We start from the raw sequence: 20,497 nt of genomic DNA on the forward strand, positions 1-20,497 counted from the left end.
GGCCGGGACGCGGCCCGCGCCAGCCGTACCGCGCGCGCCTCCCGCGACTCGACCGGGCGCAACACCGGTCCAGCCGGGACGGGCGGCCGGAACGTCGCCTGCGACTCGATCTGGTGCCATACCGGCTCACCATGGACGGGCGGCCAGGGCACCGCCTGCGGTTCGACCGGGATGGACGGCAGGGGCGCCGCCTGCGGGGCGGGCTCGGCCGTACGGGGCACGGGCACGGCCGACACCTCCTCGATCGGCACCTCTTTGACCGGCACTTCCTCGACCGGCGTCTCCTCGGCGGCCACCGGCGCGCACACGCTCGGCCGCACCCACGCGGTCGCGGGCATGCCCTGCTCGTCCAACCGGGCGGCGCGGATCAGGTGCTGGCGGGCGCGGATCTGCGCGCCGGAGGGCGCCCGGTAGTCGTGCGCGTCGACGCGCAGGCATCCGTGGTCGTACGGCGGATGCCCGCAGACCGCGCACCCCATCGGCAGCGGCGGCCGGGAGGGGGAGAAACAGGGCCCGCAGACGGGCTCTCCCTCGGCGTCCGGAGGGCTAAGGTGTCGCATGGGTCAGGACCTCGATTCCTGATCAAGGGCCCGGTACGGCGTTGCGAGCGCCTGCCGGGCCCGGTTTATGCGGGGGTGGAGCTCAGATCTCCAGCTCGGCGACCTCCGGTCCGGCAGCCTCTCCCTCCGCCTGGTCGAGCAGGGCGGCGAGCGACTCGTGAGCGCGCAGACGAGTCACCGTCACGGATACCGGTAAGGAAAAGGATCAGCGGGTAGTTCACGGCCATCGCCAGGGACACCTGAGCTGCCATGGCAAATCAACAGCTGTCATGGCAGCTTGCCTCTGTTGTGCGTGAGTGGTCAAGCTGTTTGGGCATTTTCGGGAACGAACTCTGGGGCGTGGGATGGCGTATCTGTACATTCAGGTCGCCGATGACCTGCGGCGGCGCATCCAGTCTGGAGAGTTCCCTCCGGGGGCCCAGATTCCGACCCGGGAGCAGATCAACAAGCAGTACAAGGTGTCGGCCGCTGTCGCGATCAAGGCGCTGAGCGTCCTCGTCACTGAGGGCCTGGTGGAATCCCGCCCGGGAGCCGGAGCGTATGTACTGCCACCGCGCGAGCGGCTGCAGCTGTCGCGGGAATGGCATCGCGAGGTGCGCGGCGGCTCGCCGTTCGCCGGTGACATGGAGACCCAGGGCAAGACGCCGAGGTGGCGTGCTCACAGCCGGTCCGACGCGGCGACGGCCGAGGTGGCGCGGCGACTCGGCATCGCCGAGGGCGACCCGGTCATGCGGACCGTGTACGTCTACACCGCCGACGACGAGCCGGTGCAGCGCGCCGTCTCCTGGGAGCCGTACGGGCTGACGGAGGGGACGCCGATCGCCTTCCCCGAGGACGGCCCCCATGGCGGCCGCGGGGTCAAGGACCGGATGGCGGTGATCGGCGTCACCGTGACGCACCGCCGGGAGGTGCTGTCCTCCCGGGGCGCGACCGTGGAGGAGGCCCGGGATCTGGGCATCGCGACCGGCGCGGTCGTGACCGTGCTGCGCCGGACGTACTTCGCCGACGACCGCCCGGTGGAGACGGCCGACATCGTCGCCGCCGGGGACCGCGCCGAGTTCGTCTACGTTCTGCCCATCGGCTGAGCCCCGGCCATCGCGCCCGCGCCGCCGGTGCGCCCACTGCCCACCGCCGGGCGGCGAGCGACGAGCGGCGTGGCGGCGAGCGGTGTGGCGGCGCCCGCTCAGGACCCCTTCGTGCAGGTGAGCACGATGGTGCTGCCGATTTTGACCTTGCTGCCCGGGCGGTGCGACTGCTTGGTCACCGTCCAGTTCTCCGGGAGGAGCACGATCGTGTCGTAGGCGTCCTGCGAGCCGAGCTTGATGTCCTTGAACTCGTTCCATCCCTGGTCGACCAGCCACTGCTTCGCGACCGCCGCGTTCTGGCCCTTGAAGTCGGGCAGTTTGATGTATTCCGACTTGTCCGGCCCGGCTTCCGGCAGGCCGGTGTCCTCCGGCGCCGCCTGCGCGGCCTTGGCGCCGACCGTCCGGCTCGGGGCCGCCGTGTCCGTCGTGCCGCCCGCACTGCCCACGGCCACGCCGCCGAGACAGCCGGCGCCCAGGGCGAGGATGGCGATCAGCGCGACGGCCGCGCCGGAGAAACCGGGCCGCGCGGGCGGCGGCACGGAGGGCTGGTAGGTCACGAGGAGTCCTTGGGGATCAGGCGGCCGGAGCCGCGTCCAGGCAGGCGATGTCGCCGACCGCGGCATGGAGGCGGCGGCCGGATCGCATCACAGCCCGCCTCGCCCCTGCCGCATCGATAGGAGAAGAGTAAAGACTGTGAACACTGTATGCAAGTGTTTCTACCGTGACAGCTCTATCAACAGTCGATCTGCGGATGGACGGTCCGCGGCGCTCTTCCGCAGGGAGGCGGCGACGGCCTCTCTGAGCGGCACGGGGAGCATCCGGAGGTCGGGGTGGTGGTTGACGATCTGATCGGCGACGGCCCAGGTGGACCGGCCCCCGAAGGGCAGGCGTCCGGTGGCGGCGAAGTACATGGTGACGCCCCAGCTGAAGATGTCCGAGGCGGGACCCACCCGGCGGCCTTCGACCTGCTCGGGCGACATGAACGCGGGGGTGCCCGCCACCCCGCGCGAAACGGTGAGCCGGTCTATGGCCCGGGCGATGCCGAAGTCGATCACACGGGGACCGTCCTGCGCCACCAGGACGTTGGCCGGCTTGAAGTCCCGGTGGACCACACCGGCCCCGTGGATCCCGTTGAGCGCCGCGGCCGTCGCGATGGAGAGCCGGATCATGCTGTCCGGAGGACGCGGCCCCTCTCGGCGGACGAGTTGTTCGAGCGAGGGACCCGGCACGTATTCGCTGACGATGTAGGGCATGCCGTCGTGGATGCCGAGATCGAGCACCCGGGCCGTGGCGAACCCCGGGACCCGCCGGGCGGAATCGGCCTCGGCCAGGAAGCCCTTCTCCTCACCGAAGGCCACCGGGGTGTGCAGGAGCTTGAGCGCGACCTGCCGGCCGTCGGGCGATCGAGCGAGGTAGACCGCTCCCTGGCCTCCCTCGCCGAGCTTGACCAGGAGGGCGTACGCACCGACCCAGCGCAGCACGGAAGAGCCCGTACCGCCGGACGGACCCCTACCAACGGACGGATCTCCACTGACAGACGGACCCGCACCGACGGACGAGCCCCTCCCGACGGATGGGCCCGCACCGGCGGGCGAGGCCGTACCGCCGGACGAGGTGTGGCCGAGAGGAGGCTGGGTCGCGGTGGGTGCGGCATGCGGCCGCGGCTGTCCGTGCGCCGTCTTGTTCCGCAGGATGAGGAGCTGGATCGTTCCGGCCACGCAGGTGCCGAACCAGATGAAAGACGTGACCGTCCAGCGCCCGTCCTCCTTGGGGACGTTCTCCAGGGCCGAGGAAGCCGCCAGGACGCCTGCTTCGACCGCGAGGTAACCGCCCGCGATGGTCCACAGGGTACGGCTGCGCAGCCGGTGGGCCAGGTAGGCGATCACGAACGGAATCGGAAACCCGCCGCAGCAGAAGAACGGCGCCAGCACCCAGCCCAGGCTCAGACTCGGGGCCGGGGCCTGCCTGGTCCGGCGAGCGATCCGGTCTGAGCCGAAGGTCATGATCCGCATCATAGGCAGCGATTAGTGGTAAATCGCGACTTCGGTCCAATCGAGAGGGCGAGTCGACCCCCTAGAGTTGGGACTCGTGGATCGAGCTCAGGTCGTGGTGCGGCGGTTGAAGAACGGCGAGTCCGTCCGGGTGGGAAAGGTGCTCTCTCGCGAGAGGGGCGTCTTCTCGGTCCGGTGGAACGACGACGGGACCGAGGAGGACCTCCGGCTGGACTCCCGTAACCTGCTCGCCGCCGAGGGGACGCTCCGCTTCCTTTCCCTGGTGGCTCCGGACGAGGTCATCCGGAGGTTCACCGATGACGCTCTCGGGTCGGTGCTCCAGCTGCTCGGCGAGCATCCCAAAGGATTGAAGGCTCAGGACATCAAGTCGAAACTCCTGGAGTTCGGTCTCGGGAAAGAGTCCGTCGACAGACTGTGGAAGCAGATCCAGGGCAGACTCGCCAAGCACGACGACGTCCACGTCGCGTCGAACGTCTACCGTGTCAAGCCGTCCGAGGTCCTGCCGTCCGTGACCCCGCCCTCCGAGGCGCCGCCGTCCGTGACCGCGCCGTCCGTGACCGCGCCGGACGACGGCGTGGCCGGCAGGCCCGAAGCGGCCCCGGCGCCTGAACCGTCGAAGACCGTCGTCCCCGGAGCGGCGGCCGGATCATTCCCGGCGCGACTGGCCGCACTCCTCGGCGCCAAGCACCCGCGCGAGATCCAGGAGTACCTCGCCGAGCCGCTCCGCACCGGCCTCGCCCTCGGCAGGTTGGACTTCTCAGCGATCGACCGGTTCCTGGGCGAGCTGGACGGGGCCGATCGCCGGATCCTCTCGACGCTGTTGCTCGCCGTACCGAGGAAGGCGCCGGAAGAGCCGCTGCCGCCCGAGATCCACCGGGATGTGCTCGTCGCCGCGATCGCCGAGTTCCGCTCCGGGGCGTCCTCGGAACTCCGACCGGCCGCCGGATGGCTCCTGCGCCGGGTGGTCGCGAGCTCCGAACTCCCCGGTGACGTGGCCGCTCCCCTCGTGCAGCTGGCGCTGTTCCTGACCGACGCGCCGCAGCGGGCCGACCTCGACGCCCTGGACCTCGTGGCCCTCGCCCTGAGCCGGGCGGTTCCCGGTCTCGGCAAGGACGTCCTCGCCCCCGAGCGGATCGCGCTCCTCGCCCAGCCACTGCCCTTCTCGGAGAAGGGCGGCCGGGTGCCGCTCATGGTGGCGATGCACCAGCGGTGGCCCGGCAGCCTGCTGGGCTCCCGTTGGTGGGAGGGGGCCACCGTAGAGGACCTCGTCGAATGCGGTCAGGGACGATTCGGCCGGATCGTCGCATCGCGCGAGATACTCCAGGCCGTCGTCCGGCCTCTGATGGAACGCGAGCTGGCGGCGGTGACCACCCGGGCCCGGCTCGGATTCTTCCTGCGGCTCCCCGCCGAACTGGCGGAGCAGCTGCCGGTCCCGGCGGTCGTCGACGCGTTCCAGCGGGTGAGCAGGAACGACCCCGTCGCGGAGACCTGGACCGAGGCGCTCAGCGACCACGAGCGACTGCGCGCGGCGAGGGACGAGCTGCGGCGGGCACGCGAGGAGACCGGGGCGGCGACGGCCCTGGCGGACGAAGCGGAGCGCCGGGCTCAGGAGCTCTCCGAACAGTGTTCCCGTCTGGAGCGCGAATTGCACGAGACGCGGAACACCGTGCTCAAGAGACGGGCCTCACAGGACCGCCAGCTCCAGATCGACGTCATGAGGGCGCTCGCCGACCTGGCGGCCGAGGTCGAAGAGCTCTCGGCCCGGGGCGTCTCCTCCGACACCATGGTTTCGCGGGTGCGTGGGCTCACCGCCACCTACAGCCTCATACCGATCGGATCGGTTCACGAGAAATCGGAATTCGATCCCAAAATCCACAAAGTCATCGCAGGTGATCCTGAACCGGGCGAAGAGGTGATGATCCATCGTTCAGGATATATCTGGTCCACACCACACGAGGAGGTGCTGCTCCATAAGGCGCTGGTCGAACACCAGAAATAACAAGATATATAGGGACAATTGTCGCTGCCATGTCCTACCTTGGCCGGGGTAACCCCAACGGTTGAGGAGCATGGATGCTCGTAAAGCGCGCCATCGGCATCGACTTCGGCACGTCTACGTCGCTGGTGGCCGGCCAGGACGGCCAATTCCTTGATATCGCGGCCATCGGACGTGACACGTCGTGGCTGCCCTCCGTCGTCGCCGTCTTCGGTGACACCTTGCTGGTCGGCGAGGAAGCGGAGGAGCAGACCGCGAGCCGGGTCATCAGATCGGCGAAACGCGCCATCACGGAGAACCGCGCGACGTTCCGGGTCGGCGCCGTCGAGGTCGACGCCGACAGGGTCATCGTCGCCCTGCTGCGTGAGATCGCCCGGCGGGCCGAGGCGGAGGGGAAGCCGCTCGGCGAGGCCGACGAGGTCAGGCTGGGGTGCCCCGCGATGTGGACCGCGGACCAGCGCCAGCGGCTGCTCACGCTGGCCGCCGAGGCCGGTTTCCCCGTCACCGGCGCCGGTCTGATCGACGAGCCGATCGCCGCCGGAGTCGCCTGGGCCACCCACCGCTTCTACCAGCCGGGGAAGCGGCCGCACGGCAAGCTGCTCGTCTTCGACATGGGCGGCGGCACGCTGGACATCGCCGTCCTCGACATCGCGGGCCGGGAGCGGCCGGAGATCTCCGTGCTGTCGGCCCTCGGCACCGCCGAGGCGGGCGACACGCTGGACCGGGCCATCGCGGATCAGTTCGTCCGGATGCTGGCCGACCAGGGCGTCGCCGTCGGCAGCCTGCCCGACCCGCAGCACACCGACTCGCTCCTCCTCGACGCGGCCCGGGGGGTCAAGGTCCGCCTCACGACCGCGTCCTCCCACCAGGTGGTGATCCGCGGCGCCGACCTCAGGGGCCTCCCCAGGCTCACCTACACCCGTGAACAGCTCGTCGACGCGTTCCGTCCGCAGCTCGACAAGGCCGAGGACTACATCCTCTTCGCGCTGCGCAGCGCGAAGATGACCGAGACCGTCCCGCTCCCCGACGGCGGCACCCGGACGCACTCCCCCGAGGACCTGCGCCGTCTCGGCCTCGAGAAGCTGATCCATGAGATCAAGTACGTCGTGCTCGCCGGCGGAATGAGCCGCATCCCGTATGTCGGCGAGCGTCTGGGCAAGCTCTTCCCGCAGGCGGAGATCTTCGACACCACCGGCGTCGCCCCGGAGGAGGCGATCGTGGCCGGTCTCGCCAACACCACCGAGTACGGCAGGCTGAACCTGCACCGGCCCAGCTTCGACTTCATCCTGGAGTGGGACTCCGGCCAGGAGGTCGTCTACCGCGCGCACACGCCGATCTACGACGAATGGCAGGCGATGTCGATGTCGGAGGTCTACTACGAGCGGCGCGCCGTCCACCTCCGGTGCCCGGAGAAGGGCGTGGGAAGGCTGCGTGTCCGCTCCATCACCGGGGAGGGCATCAACATCAGGATCGGCGGCGAGTCCCGCGACCACCTGCGGATCCCGCTCGGCGAGTCGCTGGTCTTCCGGCTGCACTGCGACGGCCGGATCGGCATCACCGACGGCCGGGGCCGGGCCGGAGGCCTCCGGGTGGACCGCTGGCCGGTGATCCACAGCGGTGACTTCACCGAGCTGGTGCTCAAGCGCACGCCTCGGGAGCCGTCGCGCGGCCTCGATCCCGACTGGGGCTACGGCCAGAAGGAGTGGGCTCCGCCGGGACGGCTGTGACGAGGAGCACCGCCACGGGGGTGAGTGAGAGGCTGAGCGCCCGCCGGGCGCCCAGCTCCTCCCGGACGTGCCGGCGGCGTTCGCGGAGTTTCCGCAGCCGCCCCTCGTGCAACCTGCGGATGCTCCGGTCGGCCTGCCTCGCCAGCAGCTCCTCCACCTTCCGGATCTGGAGCTCGATGGTGTTCTCCTGTGCCCGGATCCGTCCGTCCACCAGTGCCGCGTTCTCCTGCTTGAGGACGTCCTCGGTGGCGAACTGCCGTTCGGCGACCAGGTCCAGGGTCCGGTCCCGGAGCTTCGTCAGGTCCTCCGGGACGTTCGCCTCGCCGTCCCGCAGGGTGCCCTCGGCCAGCGCGGTGAGCAGCGCGTCCCCGGCGTGCTCCACCGGCTCGCCCGTCTCGGTGTCGACCGCCGTGATCCACAGTTCCAGCCGCGGCCGGAGGCCGTCGGACTGGGCGAGATCGATCGTCATGAGGTAACGGCGTCCCTCGGGCAGGCCGGGCACCGCGACCGTGCCGAAGCGCTGCAGGCCCAGGTTCTCCTCGGTCAGGACCTCGATCGCGAGTTTCACCAGGGGGTGCCGGGCGGAGAGCAGCTCGACGTCCAGCTTGCTGGCCGTCTCGGGGTCGAAGGTGCACTCGAGAGGATCGCGTTTCTGCAGGCGGGTCGCGAGCAGGTTGCGTTCGTACCTGCTGCCGGTGTTCTCGACGTTGCTGAACCGCAGGCGGGCCGCCAGCTCAGGCGTGCCGGTGATCGTGACGACGCCCCGGGCGGCCGCCTTCCCCCAGCGCCCGCCGTACTTCCCGAAGAGCCGGTCGATCATGCCGCGGATCTCCGCGGCGCCGATGAACCGGCCGTTGCCGGGTCCGTCCTCGGTGAAGCCCTCCACCAGGAGGCTGTCCAGACCGGCCAGCAGGGAGCGGGAGGCGGTGAGTTCGTCGGCGTCGAGCTCACGGCCCTGCGTCGCGACGGCGATCCGCTCCAGTTCCCGGTCGCGCTGCTCGGGGCTGAGCGTGGGGTCGAGCAGCCGGGCGAAGCCGTCGCGCAGGATGGGCTCCAGCTCCCCGATGGCGTTCTGGAAGATCCCGATGCGGTCGTAGAGCCGCTGGAAGATGTCGGTCTCGATGGTCCCGGGGACCCGCATGTTGTAGATGAAGATCTTCTCGTGCCGCTGGCCGAACCGGTCCAGGCGGCCGATCCGCTGCTCGACGCGCATCGGGTTCCAGGGCAGGTCGTAGTTGACGAGCGCCTGGCAGAACTCGAAGTCCAGGCCTTCGGAACCGACCTCGCTCAGCAGCAGGATCTCGAACGCCCCCTCCCGGAAGTCGCGCATGATTTCCTGCCGCTTCTCGGAGTCCACCTCGCCGTGCATGACCCTGGTGGTGAAGTGCTCGCCGAGCCTGCCGTCCAGGTAGGAGAGCGTCCCCCGGAAGAAGGAGAAGACCATCACCTGCGTGACGCCGTGCTCGCGGAGCCGGAGCAGCTCCTCCAGCAGGCGCTCGTACTTGGTGTCGTGCCGCACCTGCGGGACCTTCGCCAGGAGCTCGCGGAGCCCGCCGAGGTCCTCCCGGTCGAAGTCGTCGTCGACATCGTCGACGTCGTCGAAGATGTACGGCGCGCGTCGGCGCATGATCTCCTGCGAGGCCGGGATGCAGCTCGCGGCCTGCCGGAGCGGCATCTGCATGATGAAGCCCGGCGGCACCCCCTTGGACCAGGCCCTCGCCCAGGCCCAGCGGTACACCGCCGCGTAGTAGTCGCGCTCCTCCTGGGTCCACTCGACGTCGATGTTGCGCGGCTCCCGGACGACCTTGCGGTCGGGCACGTCGGCCTTGCGCGTCCGGGTCAGCACGCCGCTGAGCACGTTGAGGTCGGCGAGGAGCTGCCTGGCCCTGGCCTTCTCCTGGTGGGTGAGCGGCCGGTCCACGTCGAGCAGCGTGCGGAGCACGCCGTAATCCGGGCGGTCGGTGATGTTCCGTCCGAACCGCAGCCCGTCCAGCCGGTCCAGCCCGGTCAGGAGCTCCCGCGGGCACCGGTTGCCGACCAGGGCGCTGGAGACCTTGTTGAGCACCGCGTTCGGCTCCAGCTGCCCGGTGAAGGTGTCGCGGTCGTTGAAGCTCCCCTCGTCCAGCAGGTTCACCAGGTTGAAGAGATCGTCGTTGCCCAGGTTGAGCGGTGTGGCGGACAGCAGCACGAGGTAGTCGCTGTTGTCGGCGAGCAGCTGGCCCAGGGCGTTGGCCTTGCTCTCGCGGTTGCGCATGCTGTGGGCCTCGTCGATGACGACCAGATCGAACCGGTGCTGGACCTCGGCGAGCCTGGCCAGCACCTTGTCAGCCCTGCGCAGGACTCGATGGAGATCACTCCGTGGACGGGCGGGTCGCCGCCGGCCTCCACCCGGTCGAGCCACGCGTCCAGGTCCTTCGGTCGCAGGATGTCCAGGTCGCGGTCGAACCGCCGCCGCATCTCGGCCTGCCACTTGTACGTCAGCACCGAGGGGGCGACGACCAGCACGTGGTCCAGCCTCCCCCGCTGTTCCAGCTCGCTCCAGATCAGCCCCGCCTCGATGGTCTTGCCGAGGCCGACCTCGTCGGCGATGAGGATCCGCCCCGACGAGCCGGTGAGGATCTTGAGCACCGGCTTGAACTGGTAGGCGCGGAAGACCGTCTTGCTGGAGGCGAAGGAGTAGACGGTGTCCGTCAGCGGGTGGGTCAGCTTGGTCCAGGTCAGGGTGAGCGCGACGGCGTCCGCCCCGGCCGGGCTCTGCGCCAGCCAGAACTCCATGTCGTCCGGGTCTCCCGCGACCGCTTGGAGGGACTGCTCGGTGTAGCGCTGCTTCCTGCCTCGGACGTCCACCTCGTAGAGGTAGCCAGAGCCGCTCCCCACGATCTTGAGCACGCTGCCCACGGCGGTTCCCCCGTCCGGCTTGACGAGATCGCCCACCCGGTGCCGGGAATCACCGCCGAGCGGCCGGGCCTGACCCCACATCTGCTGCTGGACCGCCCAGGCGGTGATGAGGTGCCCGGAGTCGAGGGAACGGCGTTCGCCCCCTGCCGATCCGGCCGGGATGCCGCCGAGGACCACCACCGCGTGCCAGTCCTCATCGACCTCGACCGCGTAGGCGCCCTGGTGCAGGAGGCCGGTCACCGGGCTCGGAGGAACGTTCCGGACCTCCGGTGCGAGTACGCCGAACCGGTCCCGGGAGCCGTCCGGGACGGACCCGATGACGAGGCAGGTCACGAGACCGAGCGGCTCCAGCCAGCGCAGGTCGCTCGTCGAGGGCTGATACCGCAGGTCATCCGTCATGAAGGGTCCCCTCGATTTCTGTGAACGCCTGACACAGCAATAGCTCTTGGTGTGTACATAACCATGATGGAGTGCTAGCGTGCCTGTCAACGACGTGCACCACTGATACTGAAGAAGCGCATGCCCGTCAATGAGACGCCTGCGAGACCGGGCGGGATGTCCCGCCGACCGAGGGAGAAGGGCCACCACGTGGCGAAGCTGACGTTGCCGCAGCTCGAACGGCACCTGTTCGGGGCTGCCGACATCCTCCGCGGCAAGATGGACGCCTCGGAGTTCAAGGAGTACATCTTCGGGATGCTCTTCCTGAAGCGGGCCTCCGACCAGTTCGAGGTGGTCCGCGACGGGCTGATCAAGAAGTGGGTCGCCCAGGGCAGGTCGCAGCAGGACGCCGAGCGGATGGCCGCCGCGCCCAGCTTCTACCGGGGCGAGAGCTTCTACATCCCGCAGGAGGCGAGCTGGCCGTACATCAAGGACCACTCGCGCCGGAAGAACGTCGGCGACCTGCTCAACAAGGCGCTGGAGGCGCTGCAGAACTCCAACACCGCCGCGCTCGAAGGCGTCCTGGAGCACATCGACTTCACCCGCAAGGTCGGCCAGTCCACCATCCCGGACAAGCGCCTGCAGCAGCTCATCGACCACTTCTCCCGGGTACGGCTGCGCAACGAGGACTTCGAGTTCCCCGACCTGCTCGGCGCCGCCTACGAGTACCTGATCGGCCAGTTCGCCGACTCGGCCGGCAAGAAGGGCGGCGAGTTCTACACGCGCGCGGCGTGGTCCGGATGATGGTCCGCCTGGTCAAGCCTCGGCCCGGCATGGCCGTCTACGACCCGTGCGCGGGCTCGGGCGGAATGCTCATCCACGCCAAGGAGTACATCGACGAGCACGGCCTGGACTCCCGCGACCTGACCCTGGCCGGGCAGGAGTACAACGGCGGCACCTGGGCCGTCTCGAAGATGAACATGATCCTGCACGGGGTGCTCAACGCCGACCTGCAGAACGACGACACCCTGGCCGAGCCCAAGCACATCCAGGACGGGGAGCTCGCCCGCTTCGACCGGGTGCTCACCAACCCCCCGTTCTCGCTGAACTACTCCTTCGCCGACCTGAAGCACACCGAGCGCTTCCGGTACGGCTACGCCCCGGAGACCGGGAAGAAGGCGGACCTCATGTTCGCCCAGCACGTCCTGGCGGTGCTCACCCCGGACGGCGTCGGCGCCACCGTCTTGCCGCACGGCGTGCTCTTCCGCGGCGGCAAGGAGCAGGAGATCCGCAAGGGCGTCATCGAGGACGACCGCCTGGAGGCGGTGATCGGCCTGGCCCCCAACCTGTTCTACGGCACCGGCATCCCGGCCTGCATCCTCATCCTCCGCGGAACCGCCCCCCGGCCCGCCGATAAGCGGGGCAAGGTGCTGTTCATCAACGCCGACCGCGAGTTCACCGCCGGCCGCGCGCAGAACCACCTCGAACCGCAGCACGCCGAGAAGATCGTCGCCGCCTTCGAGGAGTACCGGGACATCCCCGGCTTCGCCCGGGTCGTCGACGTCAAGGAACTGCGCGCGAACGACTTCAACCTCAACATCCGCCGCTACGTCGACAACACGCCCCCGCCGGAGCCCCAGGACGTCCGCGCCCACCTGCACGGCGGCGTGCCGAAGTCCGAGGTGGAGGCCAAGGCCGGGCTCTTCCGCGCCTTCGGCGTCGACCCGGCGGCGCTCTTCGCCGAGCGGAGCGAGCGAAGCGACGAGCACAGTGCGGAGCGGAGCGAGCGAAGCGACGAGCACAGTGCGGAGCGGAGCGAGCGAAGCGACGAGCACAGCGCCGAGCGCGACACCGACTACTACGACTTCCTCCCCGAGGGCTGGCGGGCGACCGCCGAGCGCCTCCCCGCGCTCGCCGCCCCCGCCGAGGCCCGGCTGCGCGAGGCGTTCTCCGGCTGGTGGGGGCGGCACAGCAAGCGGCTGGTCGAGCTGCCCGACACGCACGAGGTCATGGCGATCCGGGCCGAGCTCCTCGACTCCTTCGTCGCCGAGCTCCTCCCGCTCGGCCTGCTGGACCGCTTCGCCCTGGCCGGGGTGGTCGCCGCCTGGTGGGGCGAGGCGCAGTACGACATCAAGACCCTCGGGCTGAACGGCTTCGAGGGCGTGGTCGAGGGCTGGCTGACCACCATCGAGTCGGCGTTCGAGCTGGACGAGGAGGAGCTCGAATACTGGGACAAGCAGAAGGTCGCCGCCGAGAAGCGCAAGGCCCGCGACCACCGTGTCGTCCCGGCGCTGATCCCCGACTACCTCGCCGAGCTGGAGGAGGCCGAGGCCGCGTACGCCGAGCTGAACGCCCGGCTCAAGGCCGCCACGGCCAAGCCCGCCGAGGAGGACGAGGAGGCAGAGGAGGAGGCCGAGGACCAGCTCTCCGAGGCCGAGCTCAAGGCGCTGAAGTCCCGTACGGCCGCCGCCCGCAAGAAGGTCGGCGCACTGGAGGGCCACTTCCTGCCCCGCCTCCGGATGGCCGCCGGTGCCCTCGACGCCGACTCCCGCCGCGACCTGGTCCTCGGCGTCCTCCGCTCGCAGCTCACCTCCCGCCTGGAGTCCCGTACGGCCGCCGCCCGCCGGCTTTTCGAGGGCGCCTTCCGCACCTGGGGCGAGAAGTACGCGGTGACCCTGCGCGACCTCGAATCCCAGCGCGAGGCCGCCGCTGCCCGCCTGGACGCCTACCTCAAGGAGCTCGGCTATGCGTGAGGTGCCGAACGGCTGGCGACGAGTCGCACTCCGCGAGATCACGGAGGAACAGGTCGCGAAGGTGGGTGGACGTCGCAAGATAACGGTCTTGTCCTCCACCAAACACCACGGCCTGGTCCCCTCCGACGAGTACTTCAAAGGCCGGACGATCTACAGCAGCGACCTGTCCGGATACAAGGTCGCACAACGTGATTGGTTCGCCTACGCCACCAATCATCTGGCGGAAGGGTCCATCGGTCTTCAGAAGGACTTCGATCTGGCGTGCGTGAGTCCGATCTACACGGTCTTCTCCTGCAGAGAAGGCGTCCATCCGCCGTACATGTTCCGAGTTCTCAAGTCTCCTGAGGTCCTGGCAAAGTATGCGGTGCACGAGCAGGCATCGGTCGATCGTCGCGGAGCGGTCCGCTACCGCGATTTCGGGAAGATCGAAATCAACCTGCCACCCATGCGAGAGCAGCAGCGGATTGTAGCCATCCTCGACACCCTCGATTTGGCCACAGCGAGCATTCGCTCTTCCTCCGCCAAGTTCTCCCAGCTCAGGGCAGCCCATATTCGCGAGTTGATGAACGACGGGTTGTCGATACTTCGCTCAGCGGAGGCTTCGGAACTCTCTCGCATCGAAGGCAGGAGGTGCGGCGATTGGACAGTCACCTCACTTGCCGGGATTCTGAAAACGATCGAAGCGGGAAACAGCCCGAACGTCGAGGACACTCCGGCGGGTCCAGGCGAATGGGGCGTTCTCAAAGTGAGCGCGGTGGGCCGGCACGGTTTCCGCCCAGAGGAGAACAAGGTCGCCCGCGACAGATCTCTCCACATCGGGGACCTGTGCGTGCAGTCCGGGGACCTGTTGATTTCCCGTGCGAATACGTCTGAACTCGTGGGGCTGACCTGCATCGTCCGCGACACGCCACCAGGACTGATGCTGTGCGACAAGACGCTCCGGCTCCACATCGATCCGGCCCGCACCTCAGCCGAGTACATCCATCTGGCTCTTTCGCTCGCCGAAGTCCGTCGTCAGATCGAAACGGCGGCGACCGGCACGAGTAACAGCATGAAGAACATCAGCCAAACCGCCATCCGCGGACTGGTGATCCCCTGGGCCGACAGGACGTTGATGGACCGGGTGGTCCGAGACGACGCCGCCTACGCAGCCCAGATCGAGGTCCTCGTGAGGCAAGAGCAGGGATTGATCCGCTTGAAGACCGGGCTCATGGAAGACCTGCTGACCGGACGGGTCCGGGTTTCGGAGGCGGAAGCCGTACTGGAAGACCTTTAGCCCTTGCCGGGGCGGCCGGGTGCCGCCCCGGGGCCGGGGTGGTTCGTCCATAGATGACGTTGTTCGGGGGCTTAGCGAGGGGAGCCGGACGGTGACCGACTACGAGTACGAGCTGGTCGAGCGGCCGCTGATCGAGCAGCTGAAGGGCATGGGCTGGCGGCATCTCGCCGGGGCCGAGCACGGGGCGGTGATCCCGATGCTGGCGAAGATGTCGGGGCGGCGCTCCTTCGACGAGGTGGTCCTCGAAGACCTGCTCCGGGACGCGATCGAGAAGATCAACGGGGACTGGCTGGACGACCACAGGGTCAGCCAGGCGTTCAACGCCCTGACCCGGGTGCCGCCGACGAACCTGCTGGAGGCCAACAAGCAGGTCACCGAGCTGCTGTTGAACGGCGTCCCGATCGAGGACCCCGCGACCGGCAAGGCGCGGACCGTGCACTTCATCGACTGGCGGAACCCGGAGCGCAACGACTTCCTCGTGATCAACCAGTTCCGGGTGGACATCCCGGGGACCGGCGGCCACAAGCAGATCGTCCCGGACGTCGTGCTCTTCGTGAACGGCATCCCACTGGTCGTCGTCGAGTGCAAGAGGACCACCGAGAGCGACCTGGGCAAGGCGGTCGCCCAGCTCCGGCGGTACAGCGACAGGGGCACCGGGAACCCGAGGTTCTTCCAGCCGGTCCAGCTCACCGTGGTCACCAGCGGGGAGGACGCCCGGCTGGGGACGTTCACCGCCAAGCTGGAGCACTACGTGCCCTGGCGCGACCCCCACCCGCTCACCGCCGCGCAGCTCGCCGAGAAGCTGGGCAAGACCGAGGCGCAGCTGAGCAGGCAGGAGATCCTGGCCGCCGGCGTGCTGGAGCCGGCCAACCTGCTCAATGTCATCCACAACTTCGTCACCTTCATGACCACCGACGAGGGCGTCACGGTCAAGGTCGCCCCGCGCTACCAGCAGTTCCGCGCGGTGGAGCGGACCGTCCACCGGTTGCTGCACGGCGAGCCCGGCCGCAGGGGCGGGATCGTCTGGCACACCCAGGGCTCGGGCAAGAGCCTGACCATGACCTTCCTGGTCCGGCGGCTCCGCTCGATCACGGAGCTGGCGCACTACAAGGTCGTGGTGGTCACCGACCGGACCCAGCTCCAGACGCAGCTCAGCGGGACCATGCGGCTCAGCGGCGAGAAGGTGGACACCGCCAGGAGCAGCGCCCGGGCCAGGACCCTGCTCGGCCGCAGCGGGCCGGGCCTGGTCTTCGTGATGATCCAGAAGAGCCAGAGCGGCGCCCCCAAGGACCGGTTCGACCTGGGTGAGGTCAACACCGACGAGTCCATCGTGGTGCTGATCGACGAGGTGCACCGCTCGCACACCTCCTCGCTCGGCGCCAACCTCCGCCAGGCGCTGCCGAACGCGGCCCGGATCGGCTTCACCGGAACGCCGATCATGACGAAGAAGGGGCAGCGCAAGACCAGCGTCGAGCTCTTCGGCCCCTTCATCGACACCTACCGCCTCCGGGACGCCGAGAAGGACGGCGTGATCGTGCCGATCCTCTACGAGGGCTTCAAGGTCAACGGCGCGCTCCAGGACGGCCAGGACCTGGACGAGCTCTTCGAGGAGGAGTTCGAGGACCTGACCGACGAGGAGCGCAAGCAGCTCCAGCAGCGCTGGGCCACCAAGGGGAACGTCTCGGCCGCGCAGAAGCTGGTCGACGTCAAGGCCAAGCACATGCTCCGGCACTACGTGGGCAAGGTGCTGCCCGAGGGGTTCAAGGCCCAGGTGGTCGCGCACGACCGGGAGACCACCGTGCGCTACCGGGAGGCGTTCCTGGCGGCCCGCGACGAGCTGGTCCGCGACGTCGAGAAGCTGCCGCCGCACCTGCTCACCCGGGATCTGGAAGAGCTCAAGCCGCGGCAGGCGCAGCTCGTCAGGGCGCACGGGCGGCTGGACCTCATCAAGCGGATGGACTTCGTCCCGGTGATCTCCAGGGGGGACACCGAGCACGAGGACCGCTACGCCGAGTGGACCGACGAGACCAAGCAGAAGCAGCGGGTCGAGGGCTTCGTCCGGCCGTTCGGCGAGAACGACATCGCCTTCGTCATCGTCAAGTCGATGCTGCTCACCGGGTTCGACGCGCCGATCGAGCAGGTGATGTACCTCGACCGCAGGCTGGAGATGCACGACCTGCTCCAGGCCGTCGCCCGGGTGAACCGGACCGCGGATGGCAAGCCGTACGGGTATGTGGTCGACTACCGCGGGGTGGCGCAGAACCTGGTGGACGCGCTCCGGGTCTACGCCGACGAGGAGTTCGAGTCCGGGGAGGGCGCCGACGTGGCCGGCGCGCTCCGCGACCTCGCGACGGAGGTCGCCAAGCTGGAGCCGCGGCGGCAGCGCCTGCGGCAGATGTTCCGGGACTGCGCGGACGTCGAGGGCTGCGTGCAGGAGCTGGCCGACCCGGCGCTGCGGGACCGGTTCACCGTGGAGTTCGCCCGGTTCGCCCGGACGGTCAACACCGTGCTGCCCGACCCGGCGGCCACGCCGTACCTGGCCGACGTCAAGCGGTTCTCGGTGATCAAACTGACCGCGGACCGGCGCTACCGGGTGGACGGCGGGGAGTTCGACCCGGGCGCCTACGGCCAGAAGATCAAGCTGCTCATCGACGAGCACGTGACCTCGCTCGGCATCGAGCAGCAGCTCCCGCCGATCGAGCTGACCGCCGCCAACTTCGCCGCCAGGGTCGAGGCGATGACGGGCGGATCGCGGGCCCGGGCGTCGGAGATGGAGAACGCCATCCGGCACCACATCACCGTCCACGCCGGCCAGGACCCCGCCCGCTACCAGCTGCTCAGCGAGCGCCTGGAGCGGATCCTGACCGAGCTCAAGGACGACTGGGACGCCCAGCTGGCGGCCTTCAGGGACCTGATGGCCGACGTCGTGGAGGACCGCCGGGACAACCCGCACGGCTTCAGCCCGGTCGAGTTCGCCCTCTTCGGCCTCCTGGTCCAGGAGCTGGCCACCTCCGCCGAGGACATCGAGGAGGCGCGGTTCGTCGAGGCGGCCCGGAGGATCGTGGAGCTCGCGAGCAAGACGATCCACCGGCACCGCTTCTGGGACAAGAGCCCGGACGTGCGGGACTTCCGCAACGAGATCTTCGACATCCTGGTCCAGCACGTCATGCGCGACCTCGACGAGATGCCCCGGCTGGAACTGGTCGCCGACAAGGCCCGGGACGCCGTCAGCGCGAACCGCTCGGCCGTTCCCCGGGCATGAGGCTGGCATGCTGGTGACCGTGAGTGATTTCCCCGGGATCGTCAGGGTCGGTGACCTCGAGGTCGCCGTCTCGGTGAGCGACCGGCGCAGGAGCGTCCGCCTCACCGTCGAGCGGGACGCCTCGATCACCGCGGTCGTGCCGCCCCAGGTCTCGGCGGCCGAGCTGACCACCCTGGTGGAGGCCAAGCGGTCGTGGCTGTACGGCAAGCTCGCCGAGAAGCGGGAGCTGGGCGAGGCGCCTCCGGAGAAGGCGTTCGTCTCCGGTGAGGGTTTCCGCTACCTCGGCCGCTCCCACCGGCTCCGCCTGGTGCGGCCGGAGGGCGACGTCCGGCTGATCCGGGGCCGGATCGAGTTCCCGGAGGACGGCGGGGTCAAGGAGCTGGTCGGCTGGTACCGCCGGGTCGGCCATCCGTGGCTGACCCGGCGCATGGGACCATGGGCGGCGCGGATGGGCGTCGAACCGGCCGGGCTGCGGGTGCGGCCCCTGGGCTACCGCTGGGGTTCGTGCTCGCAGGACGGCCACGTCAACATCCACTGGGCGACCATGCAGCTGCCGCCCAGCCTGATCGACTACGTGCTGGTGCACGAGCTCGCGCATCTCCACCGCGCCGACCACGGCGCCGGGTTCTGGCGGATCGTCGAGCGGGCGCTCCCCGGGCACGAGGGTCATCGCGAGCGGCTCCGCCGTACCGGAAACGATCTCTGGCTGCCGGAGGAAGGGCTGTAGATGCGAGACGACGTCCTGGTCAACGCCGCGGACATCGCGCGGCTGGCCGACGTCGGCCGGGCCGCGGTGAGCAACTGGCGCAAGCGGTTCGACGACTTCCCCCCGCCCGTGGGCGGCACCGCCTCCAGCCCGGCCTTCTCCCTGGCCGAGGTGGAGCGGTGGCTGCGCAGGCACGACCGGTACGTCGAGGTCGCGCCGCTGGAGCGGCTCTGGCAGCGGTTGCGCAGCAGCACCGACGACCTGCGGCTGGGCGAGGCGGTGGCGGACGCCGGCGCGGTCCTGCTGGGGGAGGACACCGGTCTCGACGAGGCCCTGGTGCGGGAGATCCGGGAGGTCGGCCGGGCGGAGGGGGCGGTCGCCGCCTTCGACGGGATCTGCCGGCGCTACGCCGACCTGCACTCCCGCAGGCTCCTGGCCACACCGCCCGACGTGGCCGGGCTGATGGTCGGGATCGCCGCGACCGCGGGCGGCACGGTCCTCGACCCGTCGTGCGGGATCGGCACCCTGCTGCTGGCCTCCGGCGGAAGCCGCGTGTTCGGCCAGGAGCTCAACGAGAGCACCGCCCGGCTCGCGGGCGTCCGGCTCCGCCTGCACGGCCGCCACGCACGGGTCGAGGCGGGCGACTCGCTCCGCGCCGACGCCTTCGCGGGCACGCGGGTCGACGCGGTGGTGTGCAACCCGCCCTTCAACGAACGCGGCTGGGGATACGACGAGCTGACCAGTGACCCGCGCTGGGAGTACGGCCTGCCGCCGCGCGGTGAGTCCGAGCTGGCCTGGGTACAGCACTGCCTGGCCCACGTCCGTCCCGGCGGACTCGTCGTGATCATGATGCCGGGCACGGCGGCCGGTCGGCGTCCGGGCCGCCGGGTGCGGGGGAACCTGCTGCGGGCGGGCGTGCTCCGGGCGGTCATCAGCCTGTCCGCCGGAGCCACCCCCGCCTCCAGCGGCGCGCCGGACCTGTGGGTGCTCCGCAGGCCGGAACCGGGCGACGAGCCGCCGTCCCAGGTGCTGATGGTCGGCGCGGGCGAGGACACGGCGCTGGCCGAGAGGGCGTGGCGGGCCTTCGACGGAGGCGGTGAGCCGCCCGCCGGCAGCCGGGTGGTGCGCATCATCGACCTGCTCGACGACGAGGTCGATCTGACCACGGGTCACCGCCTGGCGGCGCGGGAGCCCTCGTCCGGGTTCGCCGCGATGAGCGACCGCCTGGCGGCGCTGACGAGGACGCTGACGCCGCCCCGGCTGGACGCGCGCCCGCGGCGGGACGCGGCGACGACCACCGTCGGCGAGCTGGTCCGCGCCGGGGTCGTCGCCGTCCTGCAGGGGCCGATCAAGCTGCCGGACGGGGACGACCTTCCCGTGCTGACCGCCAAGGACCTGCTGCTCGACCGGGCGCCCAGCGGCCGGACCGCCGACTCGCCCGGGTCGGTGCGCGTCGAGGCGGGTGACGTGGTCGCCCCGCTGCTCACCGGCGGCGGCTCGGTGCCGCGGGTGATGAGCCGGGCGGGAGCCGTACTCGGGCCCCAGCTGCTGCTCTTCCGGGTCGACCCCGAACGGCTCGACCCCCATTTCCTGGTCGGCTGCCTGCGCGCCGGAGGCGCCGCGAGCGCCCGGACCGGCTCCGCCACCCGGCTGGACCCCCGGCGGACACCGCTGCTCAGACTGCCGATAGAGGAGCAGCGCAGGTACGGCGAGGCGTTCCGGCGGCTGCTCGCCTTCGAAGACGCCGCCAGGGAGCTGCGGGAGATCAGCGATAATCTTGTCGCCGCCGGGATCGACGGACTTCTCGACGGGAGCCTGACCCCCGAGTGATCCCCTGGAGGCAT

At 69.9% G+C, this 20,497-nt stretch carries 13 protein-coding genes; 9 read left to right on the top strand and 4 right to left on the bottom strand.

Translation table 11 applies throughout. From position 1 onward, the window contains the following. Positions 1-560, bottom strand: a 560-nt coding sequence (locus ACWJ6R_RS02770) for a hypothetical protein (protein WP_449060665.1), incomplete at its 3' end; no start/stop codon positions are given. A 344-nt stretch (positions 561-904) separates the two neighbouring features. Here ACWJ6R_RS02770 and ACWJ6R_RS02775 point away from each other — a divergent pair. After that, entirely contained in the window at positions 905-1,645 is a 741-nt protein-coding gene (locus ACWJ6R_RS02775; protein ID WP_449060666.1) for a GntR family transcriptional regulator, read from the top strand. Between the two features lie 98 nt (positions 1,646-1,743). On the opposite strand, the gene ACWJ6R_RS02780 is transcribed toward ACWJ6R_RS02775, so the two are convergent. Together ACWJ6R_RS02780 and ACWJ6R_RS02785 are read right to left on the bottom strand one after the other, a co-directional pair. Continuing rightward, the gene (locus ACWJ6R_RS02780) at positions 1,744-2,202 is read right to left on the bottom strand and encodes a PASTA domain-containing protein (protein ID WP_449060667.1); all 459 of its coding nucleotides are present in this window, start codon (positions 2,200-2,202) and stop codon (positions 1,744-1,746) included. A gap of 159 nt (positions 2,203-2,361) precedes the next feature. Beyond that, complete coding sequence (locus ACWJ6R_RS02785; RefSeq protein WP_449060668.1) at positions 2,362-3,648, bottom strand: serine/threonine-protein kinase; 1,287 nt, start codon at positions 3,646-3,648, stop codon at positions 2,362-2,364. 85 nt (positions 3,649-3,733) lie between these two features. Here ACWJ6R_RS02785 and ACWJ6R_RS02790 point away from each other — a divergent pair, with 85 nt between their 5' ends. Both ACWJ6R_RS02790 and ACWJ6R_RS02795 read left to right on the top strand, forming a co-directional pair. Further along, positions 3,734-5,656: a hypothetical protein gene (locus ACWJ6R_RS02790; protein WP_449060669.1), complete on the top strand. Its 1,923-nt coding sequence runs from the start codon at positions 3,734-3,736 to the stop codon at positions 5,654-5,656. Positions 5,657-5,730: 74 nt separating this feature from the next. Continuing rightward, a complete protein-coding gene (locus tag ACWJ6R_RS02795; RefSeq protein ID WP_449060670.1) occupies positions 5,731-7,380 on the top strand; it encodes an Hsp70 family protein in 1,650 nt (549 codons plus the stop codon). Here ACWJ6R_RS02795 and ACWJ6R_RS02800 read toward each other — a convergent pair. Beyond that, entirely contained in the window at positions 7,292-9,700 is a 2,409-nt protein-coding gene (locus ACWJ6R_RS02800) for a helicase-related protein (protein ID WP_449060671.1), read from the bottom strand. The two genes, ACWJ6R_RS02795 and ACWJ6R_RS02800, sit on opposite strands and share 89 nt — an antisense overlap. A gap of 1,166 nt (positions 9,701-10,866) precedes the next feature. Between ACWJ6R_RS02800 and ACWJ6R_RS02805 the strand changes: the two genes are divergently transcribed. The 6 genes from ACWJ6R_RS02805 (at position 10,867) to ACWJ6R_RS02830 (ending at position 20,483) form a co-directional block, all read left to right on the top strand. After that, complete coding sequence (locus tag ACWJ6R_RS02805) at positions 10,867-11,460, top strand: type I restriction-modification system subunit M N-terminal domain-containing protein (protein ID WP_449060672.1); 594 nt, start codon at positions 10,867-10,869, stop codon at positions 11,458-11,460. Next, positions 11,457-13,409: an N-6 DNA methylase gene (locus tag ACWJ6R_RS02810; RefSeq protein ID WP_449060693.1), complete on the top strand. Its 1,953-nt coding sequence runs from the start codon at positions 11,457-11,459 to the stop codon at positions 13,407-13,409. The genes ACWJ6R_RS02805 and ACWJ6R_RS02810 overlap by 4 nt, the downstream gene beginning before the upstream one ends. Next, positions 13,402-14,685, top strand: coding sequence for a restriction endonuclease subunit S (locus tag ACWJ6R_RS02815; protein ID WP_449060673.1), 1,284 nt, complete (start codon positions 13,402-13,404; stop codon positions 14,683-14,685). The genes ACWJ6R_RS02810 and ACWJ6R_RS02815 overlap by 8 nt, the downstream gene beginning before the upstream one ends. A 91-nt stretch (positions 14,686-14,776) precedes the next feature. Next, positions 14,777-17,947 (top strand): type I restriction endonuclease subunit R, encoded by a 3,171-nt coding sequence (locus ACWJ6R_RS02820; protein WP_449060674.1) that lies wholly within the window; start codon positions 14,777-14,779, stop codon positions 17,945-17,947. 19 nt (positions 17,948-17,966) lie between these two features. Then, positions 17,967-18,674, top strand: coding sequence for a M48 family metallopeptidase (locus tag ACWJ6R_RS02825; RefSeq protein WP_449060675.1), 708 nt, complete (start codon positions 17,967-17,969; stop codon positions 18,672-18,674). After that, positions 18,675-20,483 carry an N-6 DNA methylase gene (locus ACWJ6R_RS02830; protein WP_449060676.1) on the top strand — a complete coding sequence of 603 codons (1,809 nt, stop codon included), beginning with the start codon at positions 18,675-18,677 and terminating at the stop codon, positions 20,481-20,483. Positions 20,484-20,497 lie beyond the last annotated feature (14 nt).

The organism is Planomonospora algeriensis, assembly GCF_977012225.1.